This is a genomic window from Luteimonas sp. KH_071 (assembly GCF_057838005.1).
This window is the reverse complement of record NZ_CM174458.1, coordinates 1,816,740-1,836,081: the sequence shown is the minus strand read 5'-3', so window position 1 is coordinate 1,836,081 and position 19,342 is coordinate 1,816,740. Positions and strand designations below refer to the sequence as shown.

Below are 19,342 nucleotides of genomic sequence, written 5' to 3'. Positions count from 1 at the left end.
TGGACCACGTCAGGCCGCAGTGCCGAAGTCCGCGAGTATACATGAGCGCTCCGAATACCAGCCCCCGCCACCTCCGTCTGCTGATCCTCGGATCGGGCCCCGCCGGCTGGACCGCCGCCGTCTACGCCGCCCGCGCCAACCTCAAGCCGGTGGTCATCACCGGCATGCAGATGGGCGGCCAGCTGATGACCACCACCGAGGTCGACAACTGGCCGGGCGACGCGCACGGGCTGATGGGTCCGGACCTGATGGCGCGCATGCAGGCGCATGCCGAACGGTTCGACACCGAGACCATCTTCGACCACATCCACACCGCGGATCTGTCGCAGCGCCCGTTCCGCCTCAAGGGCGACAGCGGCGCGTACACCGCCGACGCGATCATCATCGCCACCGGCGCGACCGCCAAGTACCTGGGCCTGCCGTCGGAAGAGGCCTTCAAGGGCCGCGGCGTGTCTGCCTGCGCGACCTGCGACGGGTTCTTCTACAAGGACCAGGACGTGGCCGTGGTCGGCGGCGGCAATACCGCGGTCGAGGAAGCGCTGTACCTGTCGAACATCGCCAGGACCGTCTATCTGGTCCATCGCCGCGACACGCTGCGCGCCGAGAAGATCATGCAGGACAAGCTCAACGCGAAGATCCAGGCCGGCAAGATCGTCCCGGTGTGGCATCACACCGTCGACGAGGTGCTCGGCAACGATGCCGGCGTGACCGGCCTGCGGCTGAAGTCGGTGCAGGACGACAGCACCCGCGAGATCGCGGTGCACGGTTTCTTCGTCGCGATCGGCCACACGCCGAACACCACGCTGTTCGAAGGCCAGCTGGCGATGAACAACGGCTACCTCGAGATCCGCTCGGGCATCGACGGCAATGCGACCTCGACCAATGTGCCGGGCGTGTTCGCTGCCGGCGACGTGACCGACCAGCATTACCGCCAGGCGATCACGTCCGCCGGCTTCGGCTGCATGGCCGCGCTCGACGCCGAACGCTTCCTCGACCAGCAGGGCTGAGTTCCGATGCCGGGCGCATGCGTTCCGGCCCCGCGCACGGGGCGCCGCGCATGACCCTGGCGCAACTGCGATTGATCCTGCGCCGGGAATTCCGGCGCATGTGGGTGCGCGCGACGATCTACTGCGGCCTGGCGATCGTGACCGCGCTGGTCGGCGCACTGCTCAAGACCTGGATTCCCGAATCGCTGGCCGGACGCATCGGTGCCGATTCGGTCGGCAATCTGCTCGGCATTCTCGCCGCGTCGATGCTGGCGGTGACGACCTTCTCGCTGTCGACGATGGTCTCGGCCTACAGCTCGGCGTCCACCAATGCCACGCCCCGGGCGGCCCGGCTGCTCATCGCCGACAGTTCCGCGCAGGGCGCGTTGGCGACCTTCATCGGTGCATTCCTGTTTTCGGTGGTGGGCCTGATCGCGCTGAGCACCGGCATCTACGGCGACAGCGGACGCGTGGTGCTGTTCGCGGCGACCGTGCTGGTGATCGTGCTGATCACCCTGACCCTGCTGCGCTGGATCGAACAGCTGTCGAGCTTCGGCCGGCTCGGCGCAACGATCAACCTGGTCGAGGACGTGACCCGGCGCGCGGTGCGGCAGTATCTGGCCGACCCGCATCTCGGCGCAGCACCGTCGCCGGGCCTGCCCGACGACGCGGTGCGGCTCGAGACGTACGAGATCGGCTACATCGAACACATCGATGTCGCGCTGCTGGCCGAGATCGCGTCGGAACACGCGGGCGAGATCCACGTGGCCGCGCTGCCCGGCGTGTTCGCCACGCCGGGTCGCGCGCTCCTCGCGACGCGCGGGCTTCCAGCCACCGATGCCGTGGCCGGGCGCCTGCGCAGCGCGTTCACCATCAGCGACGAGCGCAGCTTCGAACAGGACCCGCGCTTCGGCTTCGTCGTGCTGACCGAGATCGGCAGCCGGGCCCTGTCGCCAGGGATCAACGATGCCGGGACCGCGATCGACATCATCGGCACCGCGACGCGGCTGCTGTGCGAATGGGCGCGGGCCGGCAGCGATCGCCCATCCGCCGAGATCCGTTACGCGCGGGTATTCGTGCCTGCGGTGACAATCGACGACGTGTTCGGCGACGTCTTTCCGCCGATCGCACGCGACGGCGCGGCCGTGGTCGAGATCGGCATCCGACTGCAGAAAGGCCTGGCCGCAATTGCCGCGTCCGGCGATCCGGCATTCGCGGAGGCCGCGAGCCGGCATGCCGGCCTCGCGATGGCCCGTGCGATGGCGGCACTGGCGTTCGAGCCCGATCGCACGTTGCTCCGACGCACCGTGATCGAAGCAGGCCACAGCGTGGACGGTCGCGGCGGATGACGGCGCGCGTGCTGTCGCGTGTGTCGGACGTGCCTGCCGCCGCCTGGGATGCGCTGCACGACGGCAATCCGTTCGTCAGCCACGCGTTTCTCTCGGGCCTCGAGTCGCACGGCTGCCTGCGCGCCGAATGGGGCTGGACGCCGCACCATCTGACGCTGTGGGACGGCGCGACGTTGATCGCCGCAGCGCCGGCCTACCGCAAGACCAATTCGCACGGCGAGTTCGTATTCGACCATGCCTGGGCGCGTGCCTACGCGCAGTACGGCCACGACTATTTCCCGAAGCTGCTGGTCGCCTCGCCCTACTCCCCGGTGACCGGCCCGCGACTGCTGGCGCGTGACGCGAGCGCGCGGACCGCACTGCGCATTGCGCTCGAACGGGCGACCGGCGATGCGGGCTGGTCGTCGGCCCACGTCAATTTCCACACCGAGTGCGAGGCGGATGCATTCGACGCGGACTGGCTGCCGCGCATCGACGTGCAGTACCACTGGCGCAATCCGGGCGACTGGTCGACGTTCGACGATTACCTCGGCGCGATGGACCACAAGCACCGCAAGAACATCCGCCAGGAGCGCGCCAAGGTCGCGCGTGCCGGGGTGACATTCCGCGTGCTGCACGGCGACGAGGCCAGCGACGACGACCTCGCGACGATGTACCGCTTCTACCTGCAGACCTTCGCCGAATACGGCAACTCGCCCGCGCTGACGCTGGATTTTCTGCGGCATCTCGCCGCGACGATGCCGCGCCAGCTGGTCCTGGTGCTGGCCGACCTGGGCGACGTGCCGGTCGCCGGCGCCCTGTGCCTGCGCGGCGACGACACGCTCTACGGCCGCTACTGGGGCGCCATCGCCACCCTACCCGGCCTGCATTTCGAGACCTGCTACTACCAGGGCATCGCCTATTGCCTGCGCGAGGGCCTGCGCCACTTCGAACCCGGCGCGCAGGGCGAACACAAACTCGCGCGCGGTTTCCTGCCGACACTGGTGCATAGTCGTCACTGGATCGCCGATCCCGAATTCCGCCGCGCGCTGCGCGAATGGTGCACGCAAGAGGCGCAGTCGATCCGCGGTTACGCCGCGACACTCGCTGCAAGCAGCCCGTTCAAACCCGCGCCCCCGTGAGCCTGCATCTGCCGCGCCTCGGCGTCGAACCCGACGCGCCATTTCCACCGGTCGACAGCGCGCTGCGCCGTCCGGACGGCCTGCTCGCGTTCGGTGGCGATCTGTCGGTGCCGCGACTGTGCAACGCCTACCGTCATGGCGTGTTTCCGTGGTTCTCCGAAGGCCAGCCGATCCTGTGGTGGTCGCCGGATCCGCGCACCGTCTTCGAAACCGCGACCCTGCACCCCAACCGGCGCTTTGCACGTGCCTTGCGCGGCAGCGGCTGGACGCTGCGCGCCGACACCGCATTCGCCGACGTCGTCACCGCCTGCGCACAGGCGCCGCGACCCGGACAGGATGGCACCTGGATCACGGACGCCATGCGCGATGCCTACACCGCACTGCACGGCGCGGGCTTCGCCCACAGCGTCGAAGTGTTCGATGGTGATGCGCTCGTGGGCGGCATCTACGGCGTGTCGATCGGCCGGATGTTCTACGGCGAGAGCATGTTCAGCGCGCGCACCGGCGCGTCGAAGGCGGCCCTGTTCGGACTCGCCCGGCAGATGCGTCTCTGGGACATGCCGCTGCTCGATGCGCAGGTCGGCAATCCGCATCTGGCATCGATGGGCGCCGCGAGCTGGCCGCGCGAACGGTTCATCGAATCGGTCGAAGCGCTGGCGCAAGCGCCGGCCCCGGTCAGTGGATCGTGGACGGGCGCGTTCGATGAAATCCGGGCTGTCGCGCTAGGCGCGCCAGACTGAATCCCACGGATCACCGTTTTGCATCGCCCGCAGCCGCGTGCGACAATGCCCCGCTTTGCTGGCGCCACCTCCGCGCGCCGCATCCCTAACGATGGATATTCCAGACGCATGGCGAAAGACGACGTCATCGAGTTCGAAGGCGCGGTCTCCGAGACCCTCCCGAACACCATGTTCCGGGTGAAGCTCGAGAACGGCCACGAAATCATTGCGCACATCTCCGGACGGATGCGCAAGAACTACATCCGCATCCTGACCGGTGACCGGGTCAAGGTGGAAATGACGCCCTACGATCTGACCAAGGGCCGCATCACCTACCGCATGAAGTAATCGGCGCAGACATTGCGACGATTGCAATTGGAAGGCAGCGCAGGCTGCCTTCTTGCGTTTGGGCGCGTCCATACCGCGACGCCGGGTCGCTGCGCTGCCCGTGATTTCCGGCGCCCGTCGGGGTATCTCACGATCCCGCGTCTGCCGTAGGCGAATCGATCGCGTAGGCTCGGTCCCCACGACCGACCGGATGCTTCCGATGCCCAGACTGCCCGCCATCACCGCGCTCGCCCTTGCGCTCGCGTTCGCCTTGGCCGCCCACGCGCAGCCGGCGCCTGCTGCCCCCGCGCCCACGGCGATGACCCAGGCGCCGCCGGCCGCCGAGACTGCGCGCCTCAATGCCTGGCTCGACCAGCAGTACGAAACCTCGCTGCGATTCAGTCCGATCGGGCTGACCTTCCTCGGCCGCAAGGAGCTCTACGACCAGCTCGACGATGTCTCCGACGTTGCGATGGAACGGCAGCTTGCCTGGCAGCGCGCGAGCGTCGCCGAAATGGAGCGCAGCTTCGATGCCGACGCGCTCGATCTCGAGGGCAAGCTGTCCTATGAACTCTGGGCGCAGCAGGCGCGCGAGGCAGCCGAGCAGTTCGAGTACCGCCGCAACGGCTACGCCTTCACCCAGATGATGGGGCCGCAAGCGATGCTGCCGACGCTGCTGATCAACTTCCACAAGGTCGACAGCGAGGCCGATTATCTCGCCTATGTCGCCCGTCTGCGTGCGTTGCCAACGATGTTCGACACCCTGCTCGAACACACGCAGGCCAGCGCCGACGCCGGCATCCGCGCGCCGAAGTTCGCCTACACAGGCGTCATTACCCAGTCGCGAAACGTGATCACCGGTGCACCGTTCGCCGAGGGCGACGACACCGCGCTGTGGGCCGACCTGGTCAAGAAGGCCGACGCGCTGCGCGAGGCCGGCACGATCGACGCCACGCAAGCCGACGCGCTCGAGACCCAGGCCCGCACGGCGCTGCTGGAATCCGTCGGCCCGGCCTACCGGCGCGTGATCGCGTGGCACGAGGGCGACATCGGCAACGCGCTGGAGAATCCCGCCGGCGTCGGCACCACGCAGTCCAACGGCAAGGCGTATTACGCCTCGCAGCTGCGCCACAACACCAGCACCGGGCTGACGCCTGAGCAGGTGCACGACATCGGTCTGCAGGATGTCGCCCGCATCCACAGGGATCTGGAGACGATCAAGACCGAGGTCGGCTTCGACGGCGATCTGCAGGCCTTCTTCCGCTTCATCGCGACCGACCCGCAGTTCAAGTTCCCGAACACCGATGCAGGGCGTCAGGCGTATCTCGACGAATCCACGCGTCTGCTCGACAACATCAAACAGCAACTGCCGCAGTTCTACGGCCTGCTGCCGAAGGCCGATCTGGTCGTGCGCCGCGTCGAATCGTTCCGCGAAGAACCCGGCGCCGCGCAACACTATTTCCCGAGCAGTCCCGACGGCACCCGGCCCGGCATCTACTACGCGCATCTGTCCGACATGAACTCCATGCCGAAGCCGGAGCTCGAAGTCATCGCGTATCACGAGGGCCTGCCCGGCCATCACATGCAGATCGCGATCGCGCAGGAACTGACCGGCCTGCCGCAATTCCGCACCCAGTACCAGACCACCGCGTACTCGGAAGGCTGGGGCCTGTATTCGGAGTGGCAGGCCAAGGAGATTCCGGGCACCTACGCCGACCCGTACTCGCGCTACGGCCAGCTGAGTTCCGAACTGTGGCGCGCGATCCGTCTGGTCGTCGATACCGGCATGCATGCCAAGGGCTGGACCGAGCAGCAGGCGGTCGATTACTTCAACGACAACAGCGGGTTCCCCGAAGCGACGATCCGCTCGGAAGTGCAGCGCTACCTGTCCTGGCCCGGCCAGGCGACGGCCTACAAGATCGGCATGATCCGCATCCAAGAATTGCGCGGTAAAGCCGAAGCACGGCTCGGCGACCGCTTCGACGTGCGCGGTTTCCACGACGCGGTGCTCGGCGGCGGCGCGTTGCCGCTCGATCTGCTCGAGCGTCGTGTGGATGCTTGGGTGGAGGCGTCAGCGCGCTGATCGACGCGTCCAGAAAGCACCCGACACAGGAGCGCGCTTGCGCGCGATGGAGCCGTCCCGCAAGGCCATCGTGGCCGAGGCCGCTTCTACAGAGGCAAAAAAAGAAGGCGCCCTCGGGCGCCTTCTTCGTCACACAGTTCGCCGCGCCAGTCAGTCGACCGTGGCGGTGAGCAGTCGCTCCGGCTCCGCCCAGGTCTCGACGGTGAGCTCGCCGTCCTGCACGTCGATCGAAACACGTCCGCCGTTTGCCAGCTTGCCGAACAGCAGCTCGTCGGCCAGGCGACGCTTGACCTTGTCCTGGATGACGCGCGACATCGGACGCGCACCCATCTGCGGATCGAAACCATGTTGCGCCAGCCAGTCGCGCGCGGCCGGCGTCGCCGACAGCGACACGTTCTTCTCGTGCAGCTGCGCCTCCAGTTCGATCATGAACTTGTCGACCACGCGCAGGATGTGCTCGAAGCCCAGCGACTGGAACTGCACCACCGCGTCGAGACGGTTGCGGAATTCCGGCGTGAAGCTCTTGCGGATGACTTCCATCGCATCGCTGCTGTGGTCCTGCCGCATGAAACCGATCGAACGACGCGACGCCTGGGTGGCGCCGGCGTTCGTCGTCATCACCAGGATCACGTTGCGGAAATTGGCTTCGCGACCATTGGTGTCGGTCAGCACGCCGCGGTCCATGACCTGCAACAGGATGTTGAAGATGTCCGGGTGCGCCTTTTCCACCTCGTCGAGCAGCAGCACGCAGTGCGGCGTCTTGACGATCTTCTCGGTCAGCAGACCGCCCTGGTCGAAACCGACGTAACCCGGGGGCGCACCGATCAGGCGGCTCACCGAATGCGATTCCATGTACTCGGACATGTCGAAGCGCACCAGTTCGATACCGAGCTGGAGCGCCAGCTGGCGCGTGACCTCGGTCTTGCCGACACCGGTGGGACCGGCGAACAGGAAGTTGCCGATCGGCTTGTCGGGGCTGCCGAGGCCGGAGCGTGCGAGCTTGATCGCCGAGGTCAGCATTTCGATCGCCGGGTCCTGCCCGAAGATCACCATCTTGAGGTTGCGCTCGAGATGCTCGAGCACGTCCTTGTCGGTCGCGCTGACCTGCTTGGCCGGAATGCGCGCCATCTTGGCGACGATGGTTTCGACTTCCTCGACGTCGATCAGCGCCTTTCGCACGCCTTCGGGCAGCAGGCGCTGACGCGCGCCGGCTTCGTCGATGACGTCGATGGCCTTGTCGGGCAGCAGGCGATCGGCGATGTGCTTGACCGACAGATCCACCGCGGCCTGCAGCGCCTCGTCGGCGTAGGTGACGTCGTGGTGGGCCTCGTAGCGGGGCTTGAGGCCCTGCAGGATCTGGTAGGTCTCACTGACCGTCGGCTCCACGATGTCGATCTTCTGGAAGCGACGCGCCAGCGCGCGGTCCTTTTCGAAGATGCCGCGGTACTCCTGAAACGTGGTCGAGCCGATGCAGCGCAGTTCGCCCGACGACAGCGCCGGCTTGATCAGGTTGGACGCGTCCATCGTGCCGCCCGATGCCGAACCGGCGCCGATGATCGTGTGGATCTCGTCGATGAACAGGATCGCGCCCGGATGCTTCTTGATCGCGGCCAGCACGGCCTTGAGGCGCTTCTCGAAATCGCCGCGGTACTTGGTGCCGGCGACCAGCGCACCGAGATCGAGCGAGAAGATCGTCGCATCGGCCAGTACCTCGGGGACCTCGCCATCGACGATGCGCTTGGCCAGCCCTTCGGCGATCGCGGTCTTGCCGACGCCGGCTTCGCCGACGTAGAGCGGATTGTTCTTGCGGCGGCGGCACAGCACCTGGATCGTGCGTTCCACTTCTTCGGCGCGGCCGACCAGCGGGTCGATGCGGCCCTCCCGAGCTGCCTGGTTGAGATCGCTGGCGAACTCGGCCAGCGCATCGCCCTTGCCTTCGCCCTCCGCGCCCTCGGCCCGGGCCTGCGTCGGATCATCAGCGGCACCGTCCGGCTCCTCACCGCCGGTCTTGGCGATGCCGTGCGACAGGTAATTGACCACATCCAGACGGGTGACGTCCTGCTGGTTGAGGTAATAGACGGCGTGTGAATCCTTCTCGCCGAAGATCGCGACCAGCACGTTCGCGCCGGTGACTTCCTTCTTGCCCGACGACTGCACGTGATAGACCGCACGCTGCAGAACCCGCTGGAATCCAAGCGTGGGCTGAGTGTCGCGCGTGTCGTCTTCGGCCAGTTTGGTGACCGAGGTCAGGATGGCCTGTTCGAGATCGCCTCGCAGGCGCTCGAAGTCCGCGCCGGTGGCCTTGAGCACCGCCTCGGCAGAGGGGTTCTCGAGCAGCGACAACAGCAGGTGTTCGACCGTCATGTACTCGTCGCGGGCCTCGCGGGCGCGCTTGTAGCACTGGCCGATCGTGAACTCGAGATCTTTGCTGAACATGGGGCGGACGCTCCGGCTTCACTGACACCCTAGATGGGGCCCGATTCCGGCAAACAAACCCTGCCCCCGTTGGACCCTACTTAGGCCTTTTCCATCGTACAGAGCAAGGGGTGCAGATTGAGCCGTGCGTATTCGTTCACCTGTGCGACCTTCGACTCCGCGACCTCACGGCTGTAGATGCCGCACACGCCCCGGCCACGCGTGTGCACGTGGAGCATCACCTGGGTCGCGCGCTCGAGATCCAGTGAGAAGAACCGCACCAGGATCTCCACCACGAAGTCCATCGGCGTGTAGTCGTCATTGAGCAGAAGCACCGAGTACAGCGGCGGCGGCGCGACTTCCGGGCGTCCGGGCGCCACGGCGGTGCCATGGTCGCGATCCTGGTGGTATTCGTGTTCGTGTCTGCGACTCATCGGCCGATTATACCGCCGCGCCGCGGATGGACGCCCCGGACACCGGTCGTCAGAATGGCCCGCATTCCCCCGACCCGGTGCCTCGATGCATCCTTGCCGCCGCTTGTCCCCGGCCTCACGCCTGTTGCCACTCGTCTGCGTGCTTGCGCTGTCGCCGTTCGCGATGGCCGAGGACGTGCTGGTGGACCAGCAGGCCCCCGTCGCCGATCTTGTGGCTGGCGCAGAGGACACGCTCGCGCAGCGGCTCGACGCGCAGGGTGTGCGCTACGAGCGCGACGAGGACGGCGATTACCGGGTCGTCTTTGCCTGGCAGCAGGAAAACCGCTCGCAGCTCGCATTCGTGGCCGGCAGTGCGCATGTGCTCGGCGACAGCGCGGTCCGCGAGGTGTTCTCGCCGGCCGCCCCGGTTCCCCAGGGCGGCTTCAGCGCAGCGCAGGCCGACATGCTGCTGCGCGACAGCCAACGCAATGTGCTGGGCAGTTGGGAGATTGCCGGAGACACACTGTTCTACGTGATCAAGCTGCACGACGACGCCGACGGTGCCCGGCTGGAGCAGGCGCTCGAAGTCGCAGCCGAGCTCGCCGACGACATGGAGTTGCAGCTGACCGGCGAGGATGCGATGTGATGGCGATATCCGCCGATCCGCGTTTCTGGCAGCCGGACGTCACCGTCGCGACCGTCGTCATGGACGGCGGTCGCGTGCTCTGCATCGAAGAGCGCATCGAAGGACGCCTGGTGATCAACCAGCCGGCCGGCCACCTGGAGCCCGACGAGTCCCTGCTGCATGCAGCGGTCCGCGAGACGCTCGAGGAGTCGGGCTGGACGGTCGAACTGACCGGCTTCATCGGCAGTTATCTGTGGAAGTCGGCGCCGCGTGCCGGCGAGGCCGATGGCCGGCACTTCCTGCGCTTCGCGTTCGCCGCCCGCCCGCTGGCGCACGACCCGGCGCGCACGCTCGACGACGGCATCGAGAAGGCCACGTGGTTCACCCCGGCGCAGCTGCAGGCCGAGGCAACGCGGCATCGCAGCCCGCTGGTCTGGCAGGTCGTCGCCGATTGCCTCGCCGGCCAGCGCTTCCCGTTGTCGGCCGTGCGCCAGATCCCGTGAGCACGCCGGAGGTCATCGTCGGCATGTCCGGCGGCGTGGATTCCTCGGTCGCCGCCCTGCTGCTGCGCGATGCGGGCACGCCGCTGGCCGGACTGTTCATGCAGAACTGGGCCGAGGACGGCAGCGGCGATTGCCGGGCCGAGGATGATCGCCGCGACGCGGTGGCCGTCTCCGGCCGGCTGGGCCTGCCGATCCATTTCCGCGATTTTTCCGGCGAGTACTGGGCCGGCGTGTTCGAGCACTTCATCGCCGAATACGCCGCCGGCCGCACGCCGAATCCCGATGTACTGTGCAACCGCGAGATCAAGTTCAAGCATTTCCTCGATGCGGCGCGCGATCTTGGCGCGGCAAAGATCGCGACCGGGCATTACGCGCGCGTCGACTTCGAAGATGGCCGCTGGCGCCTGCTGCGCGCGTGCGACCGCAACAAGGACCAGAGCTACTTTCTGCACCAGCTCGGGCAGGCGCAACTCGCTGCAACCCTGTTCCCGCTCGGCGAACTGCCCAAAACGGATGTCCGCGCCCTCGCCCGCGCCGCCGGCCTGCCGACCGCGGAGAAGAAGGATTCGACCGGCATCTGCTTCATCGGCGAACGCGACTTCCGCACGTTCCTGGGCCAGTACCTGCCCGCGCGCCAGGGCGAGATGCGCACGCCCGACGGGCACCGGGTCGGCACGCATCCCGGTGTCTTCTATTTCACCCTCGGTCAGCGCGAAGGCCTGCAGATCGGGGGCGTTCGCGGCTTCGATGCGGCGCCCTGGTATGTGGTCGGCAAGGATGTGGGCGACAATGTGCTCTTCGTCGCCCAGGGCGCCGACACGCCGTACCTGCTGTCGTCGCATCTGACGAGCGAACCCGCACACTGGATCGCCGGCGCCCCGCCGGCGCAGCGCTTCCGCTGCACCGCCCAGACCCGTTACCGGCAACACGAGGAATCCTGCGAAGTGACCATCGACGCGAACACCGGCCAGCTCGACGTGCGGTTCGACCGCCCCCAGCGTGCGGTCACGCCCGGACAGTCCGTGGTGCTCTACGGCGGCGATGTCTGCCTCGGCGGCGCGGTCATCGCGCGCACCGACGCGCCGCTGGAACTGCGCGCGCGCGGGGTGGCGGCATGATGGAGCAGCGTGTCCTCGCCCTCGCCGGCATGGCGCAGGCGCTCAAGCAGGTGCGCCGCATCGCCGAAACCGGCCAGGCCGACGCCGCGGTGCTGTCGACCGCGCTCGACAGCGTGTTCCGCATCGACGCGACGTCACCGGCCGACGTCTACGGCGGCCGCGATGCGGTGGTGCCCGGCTTGATGCTGCTGCGCGATTACTTCGGCAACCAGGGCAGCGACCCGTTGCTGCCCAAGCTCGGCCTCGCGGTCGTGCAGCTGGAACGCCGTTTCATCCAGGACAGCGCCGTCAGCGGCGAGGTCCACCACGGCATCCTCGAAATCAAGCCCAAGGCCGAAGAACTGGGGCATACCCACCCAGAAGTGATCGCAGCACTCGGCGCGCTCTACGCCGACACCGTCAGCCACCTGCGTCCGAAGGTGATGGTCCAGGGCAATCCGCACTACCTCGGCCAGGCGAACGTGGTCGCCGAGATCCGCGCGGTGCTGCTGGCCTCGCTGCGTTCGGCGGTGTTGTGGCGGCAGATGGGCGGCAGCCTGTGGGATTTCCTGCTGCGGCGGCAGCAGATGCTCAAGGCGATCTGAGGGGTTTCCGGTTGCGCGATCCGCAGCCGACTCCGACCGGATGCGGCGCTCGCGCGATTGACGTGGGCTGCCGGGACGGAACACAGCGGCGGCGCACAGGAATCGCAGGTTCAGGGCCGCCACACCCACGCTGCTGGATTCCACGTCCAGAATCGGTTGCTGCTGACCCCAGCATTTTCTGGCACGGACAGGGTTTCGAGCGGCTGTGCGCTGCCTTGCACGACTTGCCGTCCTGACGGATGGAGCGGCCGGCAGATCGCCTGTACAGAATCTCCACAGGTGCGTGCGGACGCCTGTGCGCCATCCGGCACCCGCCCTCACGCGCGTCGATCTTCGACGTGATGTGCAGCAAGGCGCGTTCGCAAATCCCCGTGTGCTTTTCGCCGCGCAGCCAGCGCCCCGGATCGAAGAGAATCCAGCACGGGCCCATGCGCGCGAGTCCAGCCGTGCACCCAGCAGATGAACGCGCGCGACGGGCTAAAGCCGCGGACCGGGATGCCGATACCGGAAACGTGAGTAACCCCCTGAGAGCGCCCATGTACGCACGCATTCTGATCCGCCTCGCCGCGCCGCTAGCGCTGACCCTGCTGCTGCCGGTGGCGTTTGTTCTCGACTGGCCCGCTCCGGCGCGCTGGGCGATCCTGATTACCCTGAGCGCAAGCTGGTTGGTCACTGCCTTCCTGCTGGTCCGGCGTGAAGGTCGCCCCGGTCCCGAGCACGCTCGCGCGATGAAGGAACAGGACGAGTTGTTGAGCGAACTGCGCCAGTTCGTCGGCACCGAGATCGAAGGCTCGCGTGTCGAGGTCGAGCGCGCCCGCGAACTGATCCGCCAAGCGGTCAGCGGCCTGGGTAGCAGCTTCGACGCGATGAACCGCAAGTCCCGTCAGCAGGCCCAGGCGATGAGCCGCCTGCTCGACCGCACCGGCGACCAGGACGGCATGGGCGGCGCGGACGTCGCCCGCTTCGCCCAGCACGCCAGCCAGCGGATGGAGCAACTGGTGGAAGCGCTGGAACAGGTCAGTGGCCAGAGTGGCGTCACCGTCACCCACATTGACGAAATGGCCGGACACCTGGACGGCATCTTCGCCCTGCTCGAGGACGTGAAGTCGATCGCCGACCAGACCAACCTGCTGGCCCTCAACGCCGCGATCGAGGCCGCCCGTGCGGGTGAAGCCGGACGCGGGTTCGCAGTGGTGGCCGACGAGGTGCGCAACCTGTCGGAGCGCTCGACGGCGTTCAACGAGCAGATCCGGAAGCTGGCGCATTCCTCGAAGGAATCCATCGCCAAGGTGCGTGACACCGTCTCGGGCATGGCGTCCCGCGATCTGGACCGCTCGCGCGAGGCCCGTTCCGAAGCGGCCGGCATGCTGGAACAGGTGGCCTCGATCAACCGCACCATGGGCGATGGCATGCGTGAGATCTCCGAATGCGGCAAGGCGATCGATGCCAGCGTGACCGATGCGGTGCGCGCCCTGCAGTTCGAGGACATCGCGACCCAGGCACTGGGCGGCGTGCACACACATCTCGAACGCTTGAACGCGATCAATCGCGAGGCGATCGACCTGCAGGACCTGCTGCGCCGCAACGGTGGCGTGTTCAACGAAGAGCTGATGCGAGCACTGCAGCGGATCGGCCAGCGGCTGCGCGAGCTGCGCAACACCTGGGAGCGTCCGCCCCACAAGCCCGTGACCCAGGATTCAATGGGCGCAGGCACCGTCGAACTCTTCTGACCGGCCGCCCCCTTGGACCGAGGCTCCAGTTGCGACACCCCGCATGCCCCGGCCCCGGCCGGGGCCTCTGCGTTGGTGGTGTCTGATCCGTCGCCGGTCCGCCGCATCGGAGGCGACCTGCTCGCCCGTCTCGAAGCCGCGGCGTGCCAGGAGCTGACGACCCTGCTGACGGCGGCCGCCTCGCCGACCGCGAACGGACACGCCGCCCCTCTCGACGCGGTCGAATCCGTCATCGCGTGGGATCTGGCAGCAGGCTTCTGATCCCGTCGTGCACTTTGCAGGTGGGTGCACGCGCAGTTGGACGGGGGCACTCCGCCAGCTAGTGACGGCCCTTCATTCGGGGGTCCACCGCAAGCGCCGGCGCGACGCAACGCGCGATCGATCAATGATGGTGGGGCAGATCAGCCGCCTGCCTGCGCTTTCCGCATCCCAGCCATGGAATCGCCTGACCAGCAACGCCTGTCCCCGGGCGCTGTGCCCGTGACGCGAACCGTTGAGGCAGCGTCAGGCGCGCGTTGCCGACGCCTCTCTGCGCTGCCCTGCGTTGCAGCGGGCACATTGGACAAAGCCTCGGCGACGGAGAAAAAGCCACCGCGACGGGCGCCTCGAAGCGCGCGTTCCGACGCGCAGATGCGCTTCCCGATGCTCCGCCGCTCTGAGAGCGTGCAGTCGCATTGGGAACGGGCGGACGCGAGGCGACAGCGGCGCCCACTGCCGGATGCTCGATACGGGCAGGTGCGTGGCAGACAGGCGTCTCCGCAGGTCGCACGCGAGATGGCGACACCCACTTCAGACGGACGATGTCCCGCGGGTGCATGCGCCGTATTCGGCAAGCTGCGAACCGGTGCGGCCGCACATGTGACCGGGAACGGTGGGTGATGAAGTCACGTCTTCAGCGCGGGCTACCGAAGCTGGCGCCCGCTCTGGTACGGGATCTACGCAACTTCCGCGCGATGTCTCCGCGCCACCCTGATCGCACCCGCGTCGCTGTCACTGTGCTGGCAGCAGGCGAAGCCCAGGGATATGACGGGTGTCGCGGGTGCCCTGTCGGCGCAACGCGAGGTATGCGGGTACGATGCCGTTCAATCCGCGGACCGCCATCTTCGGCGGCGACACGTGGATCAGGCCAGCGCCAGGCGATGCTCGGCCAGACCCTGGGCCTGGACCTGCAACCAGCGCACCATCTCGCGCGGCGGCAACGGGCGGGAATAGAGATAGCCCTGGACTTCATCGCAGCCGTACTCGCGCAGGAGCTGCTCGTCCGCGCTGGATTCCACGCCTTCGGCCAATACCTGCATGCGCAGCGCCTTGCCGAGCTGGATGATCGCGCGGGTCACAGCGACCGCGCGGCCGCTACCACCCGCGCTCGCCAGTTCGGAGATGAAGCTGCGGTCGATCTTCAGACGCCCCACCGGAAACCGGCTGAGATAGCTCAGGCTGGAAAAACCGGTGCCGAAGTCGTCGATTGACAGGCCGATGCCGGCGCCCTGCAGCACATCGAAGCAGGCCCACAACGCGTCGGTGTCCAGCAGCAGCGCCGACTCGGTGATTTCCAGCTCCAGTCGCGTCGCCGGCCAACCAGTGTCAACGCAGGCCTCCAGCACGCGCTGGGCGAAGCCAGGATCGCGCAGTTGCACCGCCGAGACATTGACCGACATGCGTCCGAATTCGAGCCCGGCCGCATCCCAGGCGGCCGCCTGGCGGCAGGCCTCGCGCACCACCCACTCGCCGATACCGACGATGTCGCCAGTGGCCTCGGCAATCTCGATGAATTCGTCCGGCGAACAGGCGCCCAGCTCGGGGTGGTGCCAGCGCAGCAGGGCTTCGATGCCGCAGACGGAATGTCGCGACAGATCGATCAGCGGCTGGTAGGCCAGCGAGAATTCCTCATGTTCCAGCGCGCCGCGCAGGGCGTGCTCGATGTCCAACCGCCGGCGCGCCCGGCGCCAGGCATCGGGACTGTAGAACTCGATGTGGTTGCGGCCTCGCTGGCGTGCGCCGTGCAGGGCCACGCCCGCGGCGCGCAGCAGTTCATCGAAACCGACGCCCGGCGGGCGCACCGCGATACCGGCGCTGACTCCGAAGCGCAGGACCTCCCCTGCGGCGGGCACCGGATCGGACAGCCCGGTGACGATCCGCTGCGCGGTAGCAGCGACGTCATCCCGGCCCGTACCCTGCTGCAGCAGCACGACGAACTCGTCCGCGCCCACACGACCGAACAGGTCGCCCGCGTCCACCAGCATGTGCAGCCGGGCGGCGACGGCCTTGAGGACGATGTCGCCGGCGGCATGGCCATGGGCTTCGTTGATGCCGCCGAATCCGGAAATGTCGAGCAGCAGCAGCGCCTGGTAGAGGGTGCCGCTGGCGGTCAGCGCGGCGTCCACGTCCTGGCGTAGCCGGCCACGGTTCGGCAGGCCGGTCAGCGCGTCGAAGTGGGCCAGGCGTTCGATACGTTCGCTGGCGGCGCGTTCGCCCGAGATGTCGCGGAACAGCACCAGGTAGCGCGGCGGCAATCCGCCGTCGTGGGAAAAGTCGACGACGGCCTGGGTCCAGATCTGCTCGCCATCGGGGCGGTAGAAGCACAGCTCCAGTGTCTCGGGCGGTGCGCCGGCGGCCACCCGGCTCATCGCGGCTTCCAGTGCTTCACGCGATTCGGTGGTGTAGTGGCGCAGCAGATCCTGCAAAGCCAGCGATTCGCCTTCGCGCCCGTGCAGGCCGGCGCACTCGCCCGTCCAGTGCAGCGTACGAGTATCGGCGTCGATCTCGCAGCCACCGATGCGCCCGAGCTCGGCCACGCGGCGCAGCAATGCGCTGCTGCGATGGATTTCCGCGTCGAGGCGACGCTGCCTGCTCACGTCCTGCACCTGGGCCACGATGCGTCCGGGGCCTCCGTCGGCGTATTCCTGCAAAGAGGCCCACACCTGCAGGTGGACCGGGCCATCGATGCCCTCTGCGACAAGGTCGAAGTGGCGCTGCGCACCGCGGTCGCGCAACTCGCGCCAGGCGCGGCGCACGACCGGACCATTGTCTCCACGCCCGCAACGCCTCAGCCATCCGCGGATATCGACGCCATCGGCCAGCCCCAGGCGCTCGCGCAGGGCAGCGGCGCACCAGACCTGTCCGGTGCCCAGATCCCAGCACCAGCTGGCCATACCCGCCAGGCGCTGGGTGTCCTCGACGAGACCGCGCTGTTCGCGCAGGGACTGTTCGAGCTGTTTCTGGTTGTCGATGCAGGTCAGGGTGCCGGCGACTTTCGACGGGCGACCCTGGGCATCGCGCGCGGTCACGCGCCCGCTGTCGCGGACCCAGCGCCATGCGCCGTCGGCACGCGCGCAGCGGTATTCGCACAGGTATTGCGTCGCCTCGCCTTCGAGATAGCTGTGGAGGGCGGCGCGCATCGCGGCGCGGTCATCGGGATGGATACGCTGTTCGATCGCCTGGAACGGCAGGGGCGCATCACGGCCCGGTGTGCCCAGCCAGTCGATCCAGGCGCCGGATCCGCGCATCTGATCGTGGCGCAGGTCCCAGACCCACAGGGCGTGCCCGCCGGACTCGGCTGCCTCGAGCCAGTCATCCAGATCTTCCGACAGCCGGATGCTCAGCGAGAACGCGATGGGCGCGCCGCCATCGATTTTCACCGTGCGCAGCAGCCCGCGCAGTGGCATGCCGGTGTCCGGCAGCTCGCAGGGCAGTTCGCGCTCGCCGTCGAGCAGGCGCGCGTAGAGACCTGCGAGTGAAGCGGCATGGCGTTCGACCAGGCGATCGAGGCCGCGCCGTCGTGCGGCCGGATTGGCCACCAGACAGCGGCCGCCCCGATCGAGCAGCAGCACGCCATCCGAGACCGGATGGTCGATAAGGCTGGAGATGAGGCCGGATTCCATCGCGCTGTGTCTGCTCCGTGATCTGAACGCCCCCGCCACCGGAACCGACGCAGGTATCCCTCGTGTTAGCGGCCCCTGCGCCCTGAAGTTGAGCCGCGCCGGAGCACGCGGGGTAGACTGGCTCCACTCGCATGGAAGGAGAGCCGCCGGTATGTCGACCGGACAGCCCAACGTCGAGGTGTCTCGTCGCAACCGCACCACGTCTGACAGATGGCGTTCCGCAATGCGTTGGCAGGCGCCGCTGGTGCTCCTGCTGGTGTCGCTGGTGATCGCGGCTTTGGCCTGGGGCCGCCCTATTCCGGCGGATGCGTCTTGGGCATGGGGCGCGATCTTCGCCGTCGCATTGCTGGGCGCCAGTGCGCTCTTCTGGTGGATGCGCTCGACAGCGAAGCGCTCTGCGTCCGTCGATCGGTGCGACGCACCCGCTGCGCGCGCGCGCGAGCTGCGTGAACTGATGCGCCTGCTGCCCGATGGGGTGCTGCTGGTGGTCGATGATCGGATCGCCTACGCCAATCCGGCCTGCGAGTTGATGTTCGGTCACGCGCCGGATGCGCTGGTGGGTCTGCCGGCGACGGATCTGGTCAGCGCCGATGCGCGCGTCGCATTCGGAGCGTGGCTGCGGGCACCGGGCGCGGCATCCGACGGCCCACCTCCCTCGCCCCGCATGTGCCGCCGCGACGGGTCCGGTTTCCACGGCGCGCTGACCGCAGCACAGACGCGACACGATGATCGCCCCTGCACCCTGCTGATCGTGCGTGACCTGACAGAAGCCGAGCGCATGCGTGACGAGCTTGCGGCCGGCAATCGCGAGCTGCAGGCGCTCGCCGCGCGCGTGTTCACCCTGCAGGAGGACGAACGCCGCGCGATCTCGCGCGAGCTGCACGACGACATCGGGCAGTCCGTGACTGCGATGAAGATGGCTGCCAGCTCGGCCCTCGACGAGGCGGATCCGCAGCGCCGCCGCGACGATCTCGAGGACGTCCTGGTGCTGGCCGATGCGACGCTGGAACGGCTGCGTGATATTTCGATCCTGTTGCGGCCACCCCAGCTCGACGCCCTGGGGCTGGAAGCGGCACTGCGCTGGCATGCCGAACGTCTGCTGCGCAACGCCGGCATCACCGCGGACCTGGAGATCGACGCCCTGCCCCGCCGACCCGACGCGGAAGTCGAGCAGGCCTGCTTCCGCATCGCCCAGGAGGCGCTGACCAATGTCATGCGGCATGCACGCGCGCAGCGCGTGACCCTGCGGCTGCGCGATGACGGCGATGGACTGCGTCTGTGCGTGCACGATGATGGCGGCGGCTTCGCCCCGGAAGCCGCGCGTGGCCTGGGCCTGGTGATCATGCGCGAGCGCGCACAAGGCGCGGGAGGCCGCCTCGACGTGACATCTACACCAGGCACCGGGACGCGCATCGAGGCCTGGCTGCCGTACGCACCGGAGCCGCCTTGCCACGGTCATGCGGGGTGAAGTCGATAGACTCTGTCGAT

The 19,342-nt window shown here is 67.8% G+C and carries 16 protein-coding genes; 13 read left to right on the top strand and 3 right to left on the bottom strand.

Features of this window, described 5'->3' with window-relative positions:
• Positions 1-41: 41 nt before the first annotated feature.
• The 6 genes from trxB to AC3IRM_RS08605 all read left to right on the top strand — a co-directional run bounded on the left by trxB (position 42) and on the right by AC3IRM_RS08605 (position 6,585).
• Positions 42-1,007, top strand: a complete 966-nt coding sequence (trxB, locus tag AC3IRM_RS08630) for a thioredoxin-disulfide reductase (RefSeq protein ID WP_489205768.1) — start codon at positions 42-44, stop codon at positions 1,005-1,007.
• Between the two features lie 17 nt (positions 1,008-1,024).
• Positions 1,025-2,335 carry a DUF2254 domain-containing protein gene (locus AC3IRM_RS08625; RefSeq protein ID WP_489205767.1) on the top strand — a complete coding sequence of 437 codons (1,311 nt, stop codon included), beginning with the start codon at positions 1,025-1,027 and terminating at the stop codon, positions 2,333-2,335.
• Positions 2,332-3,456, top strand: a complete 1,125-nt coding sequence (locus tag AC3IRM_RS08620) for a GNAT family N-acetyltransferase (RefSeq protein ID WP_489205766.1) — start codon at positions 2,332-2,334, stop codon at positions 3,454-3,456. Before AC3IRM_RS08625 ends, AC3IRM_RS08620 begins: the two co-directional genes overlap by 4 nt.
• Positions 3,453-4,196, top strand: a complete 744-nt coding sequence (gene aat / locus AC3IRM_RS08615) for a leucyl/phenylalanyl-tRNA--protein transferase (protein ID WP_489205765.1) — start codon at positions 3,453-3,455, stop codon at positions 4,194-4,196. Before AC3IRM_RS08620 ends, aat begins: the two co-directional genes overlap by 4 nt.
• 108 nt (positions 4,197-4,304) lie before the next feature.
• Positions 4,305-4,523 (top strand): translation initiation factor IF-1, encoded by a 219-nt coding sequence (gene infA, locus AC3IRM_RS08610; RefSeq protein WP_055248081.1) that lies wholly within the window; start codon positions 4,305-4,307, stop codon positions 4,521-4,523.
• 199 nt (positions 4,524-4,722) lie between these two features.
• Positions 4,723-6,585: a DUF885 domain-containing protein gene (locus AC3IRM_RS08605; protein ID WP_489205764.1), complete on the top strand. Its 1,863-nt coding sequence runs from the start codon at positions 4,723-4,725 to the stop codon at positions 6,583-6,585.
• Between the two features lie 150 nt (positions 6,586-6,735).
• Here AC3IRM_RS08605 and clpA read toward each other — a convergent pair whose 3' ends face one another.
• Positions 6,736-9,021 (bottom strand): ATP-dependent Clp protease ATP-binding subunit ClpA, encoded by a 2,286-nt coding sequence (clpA, locus tag AC3IRM_RS08600; RefSeq protein WP_489205763.1) that lies wholly within the window; start codon positions 9,019-9,021, stop codon positions 6,736-6,738.
• An 80-nt stretch (positions 9,022-9,101) separates the two neighbouring features.
• Positions 9,102-9,434, bottom strand: a complete 333-nt coding sequence (clpS, locus tag AC3IRM_RS08595; RefSeq protein ID WP_489205762.1) for an ATP-dependent Clp protease adapter ClpS — start codon at positions 9,432-9,434, stop codon at positions 9,102-9,104.
• Positions 9,435-9,537: 103 nt separating this feature from the next.
• Here clpS and AC3IRM_RS08590 point away from each other — a divergent pair, with 103 nt between their 5' ends.
• The 6 genes from AC3IRM_RS08590 (at position 9,538) to AC3IRM_RS08565 (ending at position 14,234) form a co-directional block, all read left to right on the top strand.
• Positions 9,538-10,059, top strand: coding sequence for a hypothetical protein (locus AC3IRM_RS08590; RefSeq protein ID WP_489205761.1), 522 nt, complete (start codon positions 9,538-9,540; stop codon positions 10,057-10,059).
• Positions 10,059-10,541 (top strand): NUDIX hydrolase, encoded by a 483-nt coding sequence (locus AC3IRM_RS08585; RefSeq protein ID WP_489205760.1) that lies wholly within the window; start codon positions 10,059-10,061, stop codon positions 10,539-10,541. The genes AC3IRM_RS08590 and AC3IRM_RS08585 overlap by 1 nt, the downstream gene beginning before the upstream one ends.
• A complete protein-coding gene (gene mnmA, locus AC3IRM_RS08580) occupies positions 10,538-11,659 on the top strand; it encodes a tRNA 2-thiouridine(34) synthase MnmA (protein WP_489205759.1) in 1,122 nt (373 codons plus the stop codon). Before AC3IRM_RS08585 ends, mnmA begins: the two co-directional genes overlap by 4 nt.
• Positions 11,659-12,243: a high frequency lysogenization protein HflD gene (gene hflD, locus AC3IRM_RS08575; protein WP_489205758.1), complete on the top strand. Its 585-nt coding sequence runs from the start codon at positions 11,659-11,661 to the stop codon at positions 12,241-12,243. Before mnmA ends, hflD begins: the two co-directional genes overlap by 1 nt.
• Positions 12,244-12,779: 536 nt before the next feature.
• Positions 12,780-13,973, top strand: a complete 1,194-nt coding sequence (locus tag AC3IRM_RS08570; protein ID WP_489205884.1) for a methyl-accepting chemotaxis protein — start codon at positions 12,780-12,782, stop codon at positions 13,971-13,973.
• A 78-nt stretch (positions 13,974-14,051) separates the two neighbouring features.
• The gene (locus AC3IRM_RS08565) at positions 14,052-14,234 is read left to right on the top strand and encodes a hypothetical protein (RefSeq protein WP_489205757.1); all 183 of its coding nucleotides are present in this window, start codon (positions 14,052-14,054) and stop codon (positions 14,232-14,234) included.
• Between the two features lie 860 nt (positions 14,235-15,094).
• On the opposite strand, the gene AC3IRM_RS08560 is transcribed toward AC3IRM_RS08565, so the two are convergent.
• On the bottom strand, positions 15,095-17,854 hold the full coding sequence (locus tag AC3IRM_RS08560) for an EAL domain-containing protein (protein ID WP_489205756.1): 2,760 nt from the start codon (positions 17,852-17,854) through the stop codon (positions 15,095-15,097).
• A gap of 151 nt (positions 17,855-18,005) precedes the next feature.
• On the opposite strand from AC3IRM_RS08560, the gene AC3IRM_RS08555 reads away from it, so the two are divergent.
• Complete coding sequence (locus AC3IRM_RS08555) at positions 18,006-19,322, top strand: sensor histidine kinase (RefSeq protein WP_489205755.1); 1,317 nt, start codon at positions 18,006-18,008, stop codon at positions 19,320-19,322.
• Positions 19,323-19,342 lie beyond the last annotated feature (20 nt).

Coding starts and splice junctions, on each gene's coding strand:
- trxB (WP_489205768.1), top strand. CDS start 42: ATGAGCGCTCCGAATACCAGCCCCCGCCACCTCCGTCTGCTGATCCTC.
- AC3IRM_RS08625 (WP_489205767.1), top strand. CDS start 1,025: ATGCGTTCCGGCCCCGCGCACGGGGCGCCGCGCATGACCCTGGCGCAA.
- AC3IRM_RS08620 (WP_489205766.1), top strand. CDS start 2,332: ATGACGGCGCGCGTGCTGTCGCGTGTGTCGGACGTGCCTGCCGCCGCC.
- infA (WP_055248081.1), top strand. CDS start 4,305: ATGGCGAAAGACGACGTCATCGAGTTCGAAGGCGCGGTCTCCGAGACC.
- AC3IRM_RS08605 (WP_489205764.1), top strand. CDS start 4,723: ATGCCCAGACTGCCCGCCATCACCGCGCTCGCCCTTGCGCTCGCGTTC.
- clpA (WP_489205763.1), bottom strand. CDS start 9,021: ATGTTCAGCAAAGATCTCGAGTTCACGATCGGCCAGTGCTACAAGCGC.
- clpS (WP_489205762.1), bottom strand. CDS start 9,434: ATGAGTCGCAGACACGAACACGAATACCACCAGGATCGCGACCATGGC.
- AC3IRM_RS08585 (WP_489205760.1), top strand. CDS start 10,059: ATGGCGATATCCGCCGATCCGCGTTTCTGGCAGCCGGACGTCACCGTC.
- hflD (WP_489205758.1), top strand. CDS start 11,659: ATGGAGCAGCGTGTCCTCGCCCTCGCCGGCATGGCGCAGGCGCTCAAG.
- AC3IRM_RS08570 (WP_489205884.1), top strand. CDS start 12,780: ATGTACGCACGCATTCTGATCCGCCTCGCCGCGCCGCTAGCGCTGACC.
- AC3IRM_RS08560 (WP_489205756.1), bottom strand. CDS start 17,854: ATGGAATCCGGCCTCATCTCCAGCCTTATCGACCATCCGGTCTCGGAT.
- AC3IRM_RS08555 (WP_489205755.1), top strand. CDS start 18,006: ATGTCGACCGGACAGCCCAACGTCGAGGTGTCTCGTCGCAACCGCACC.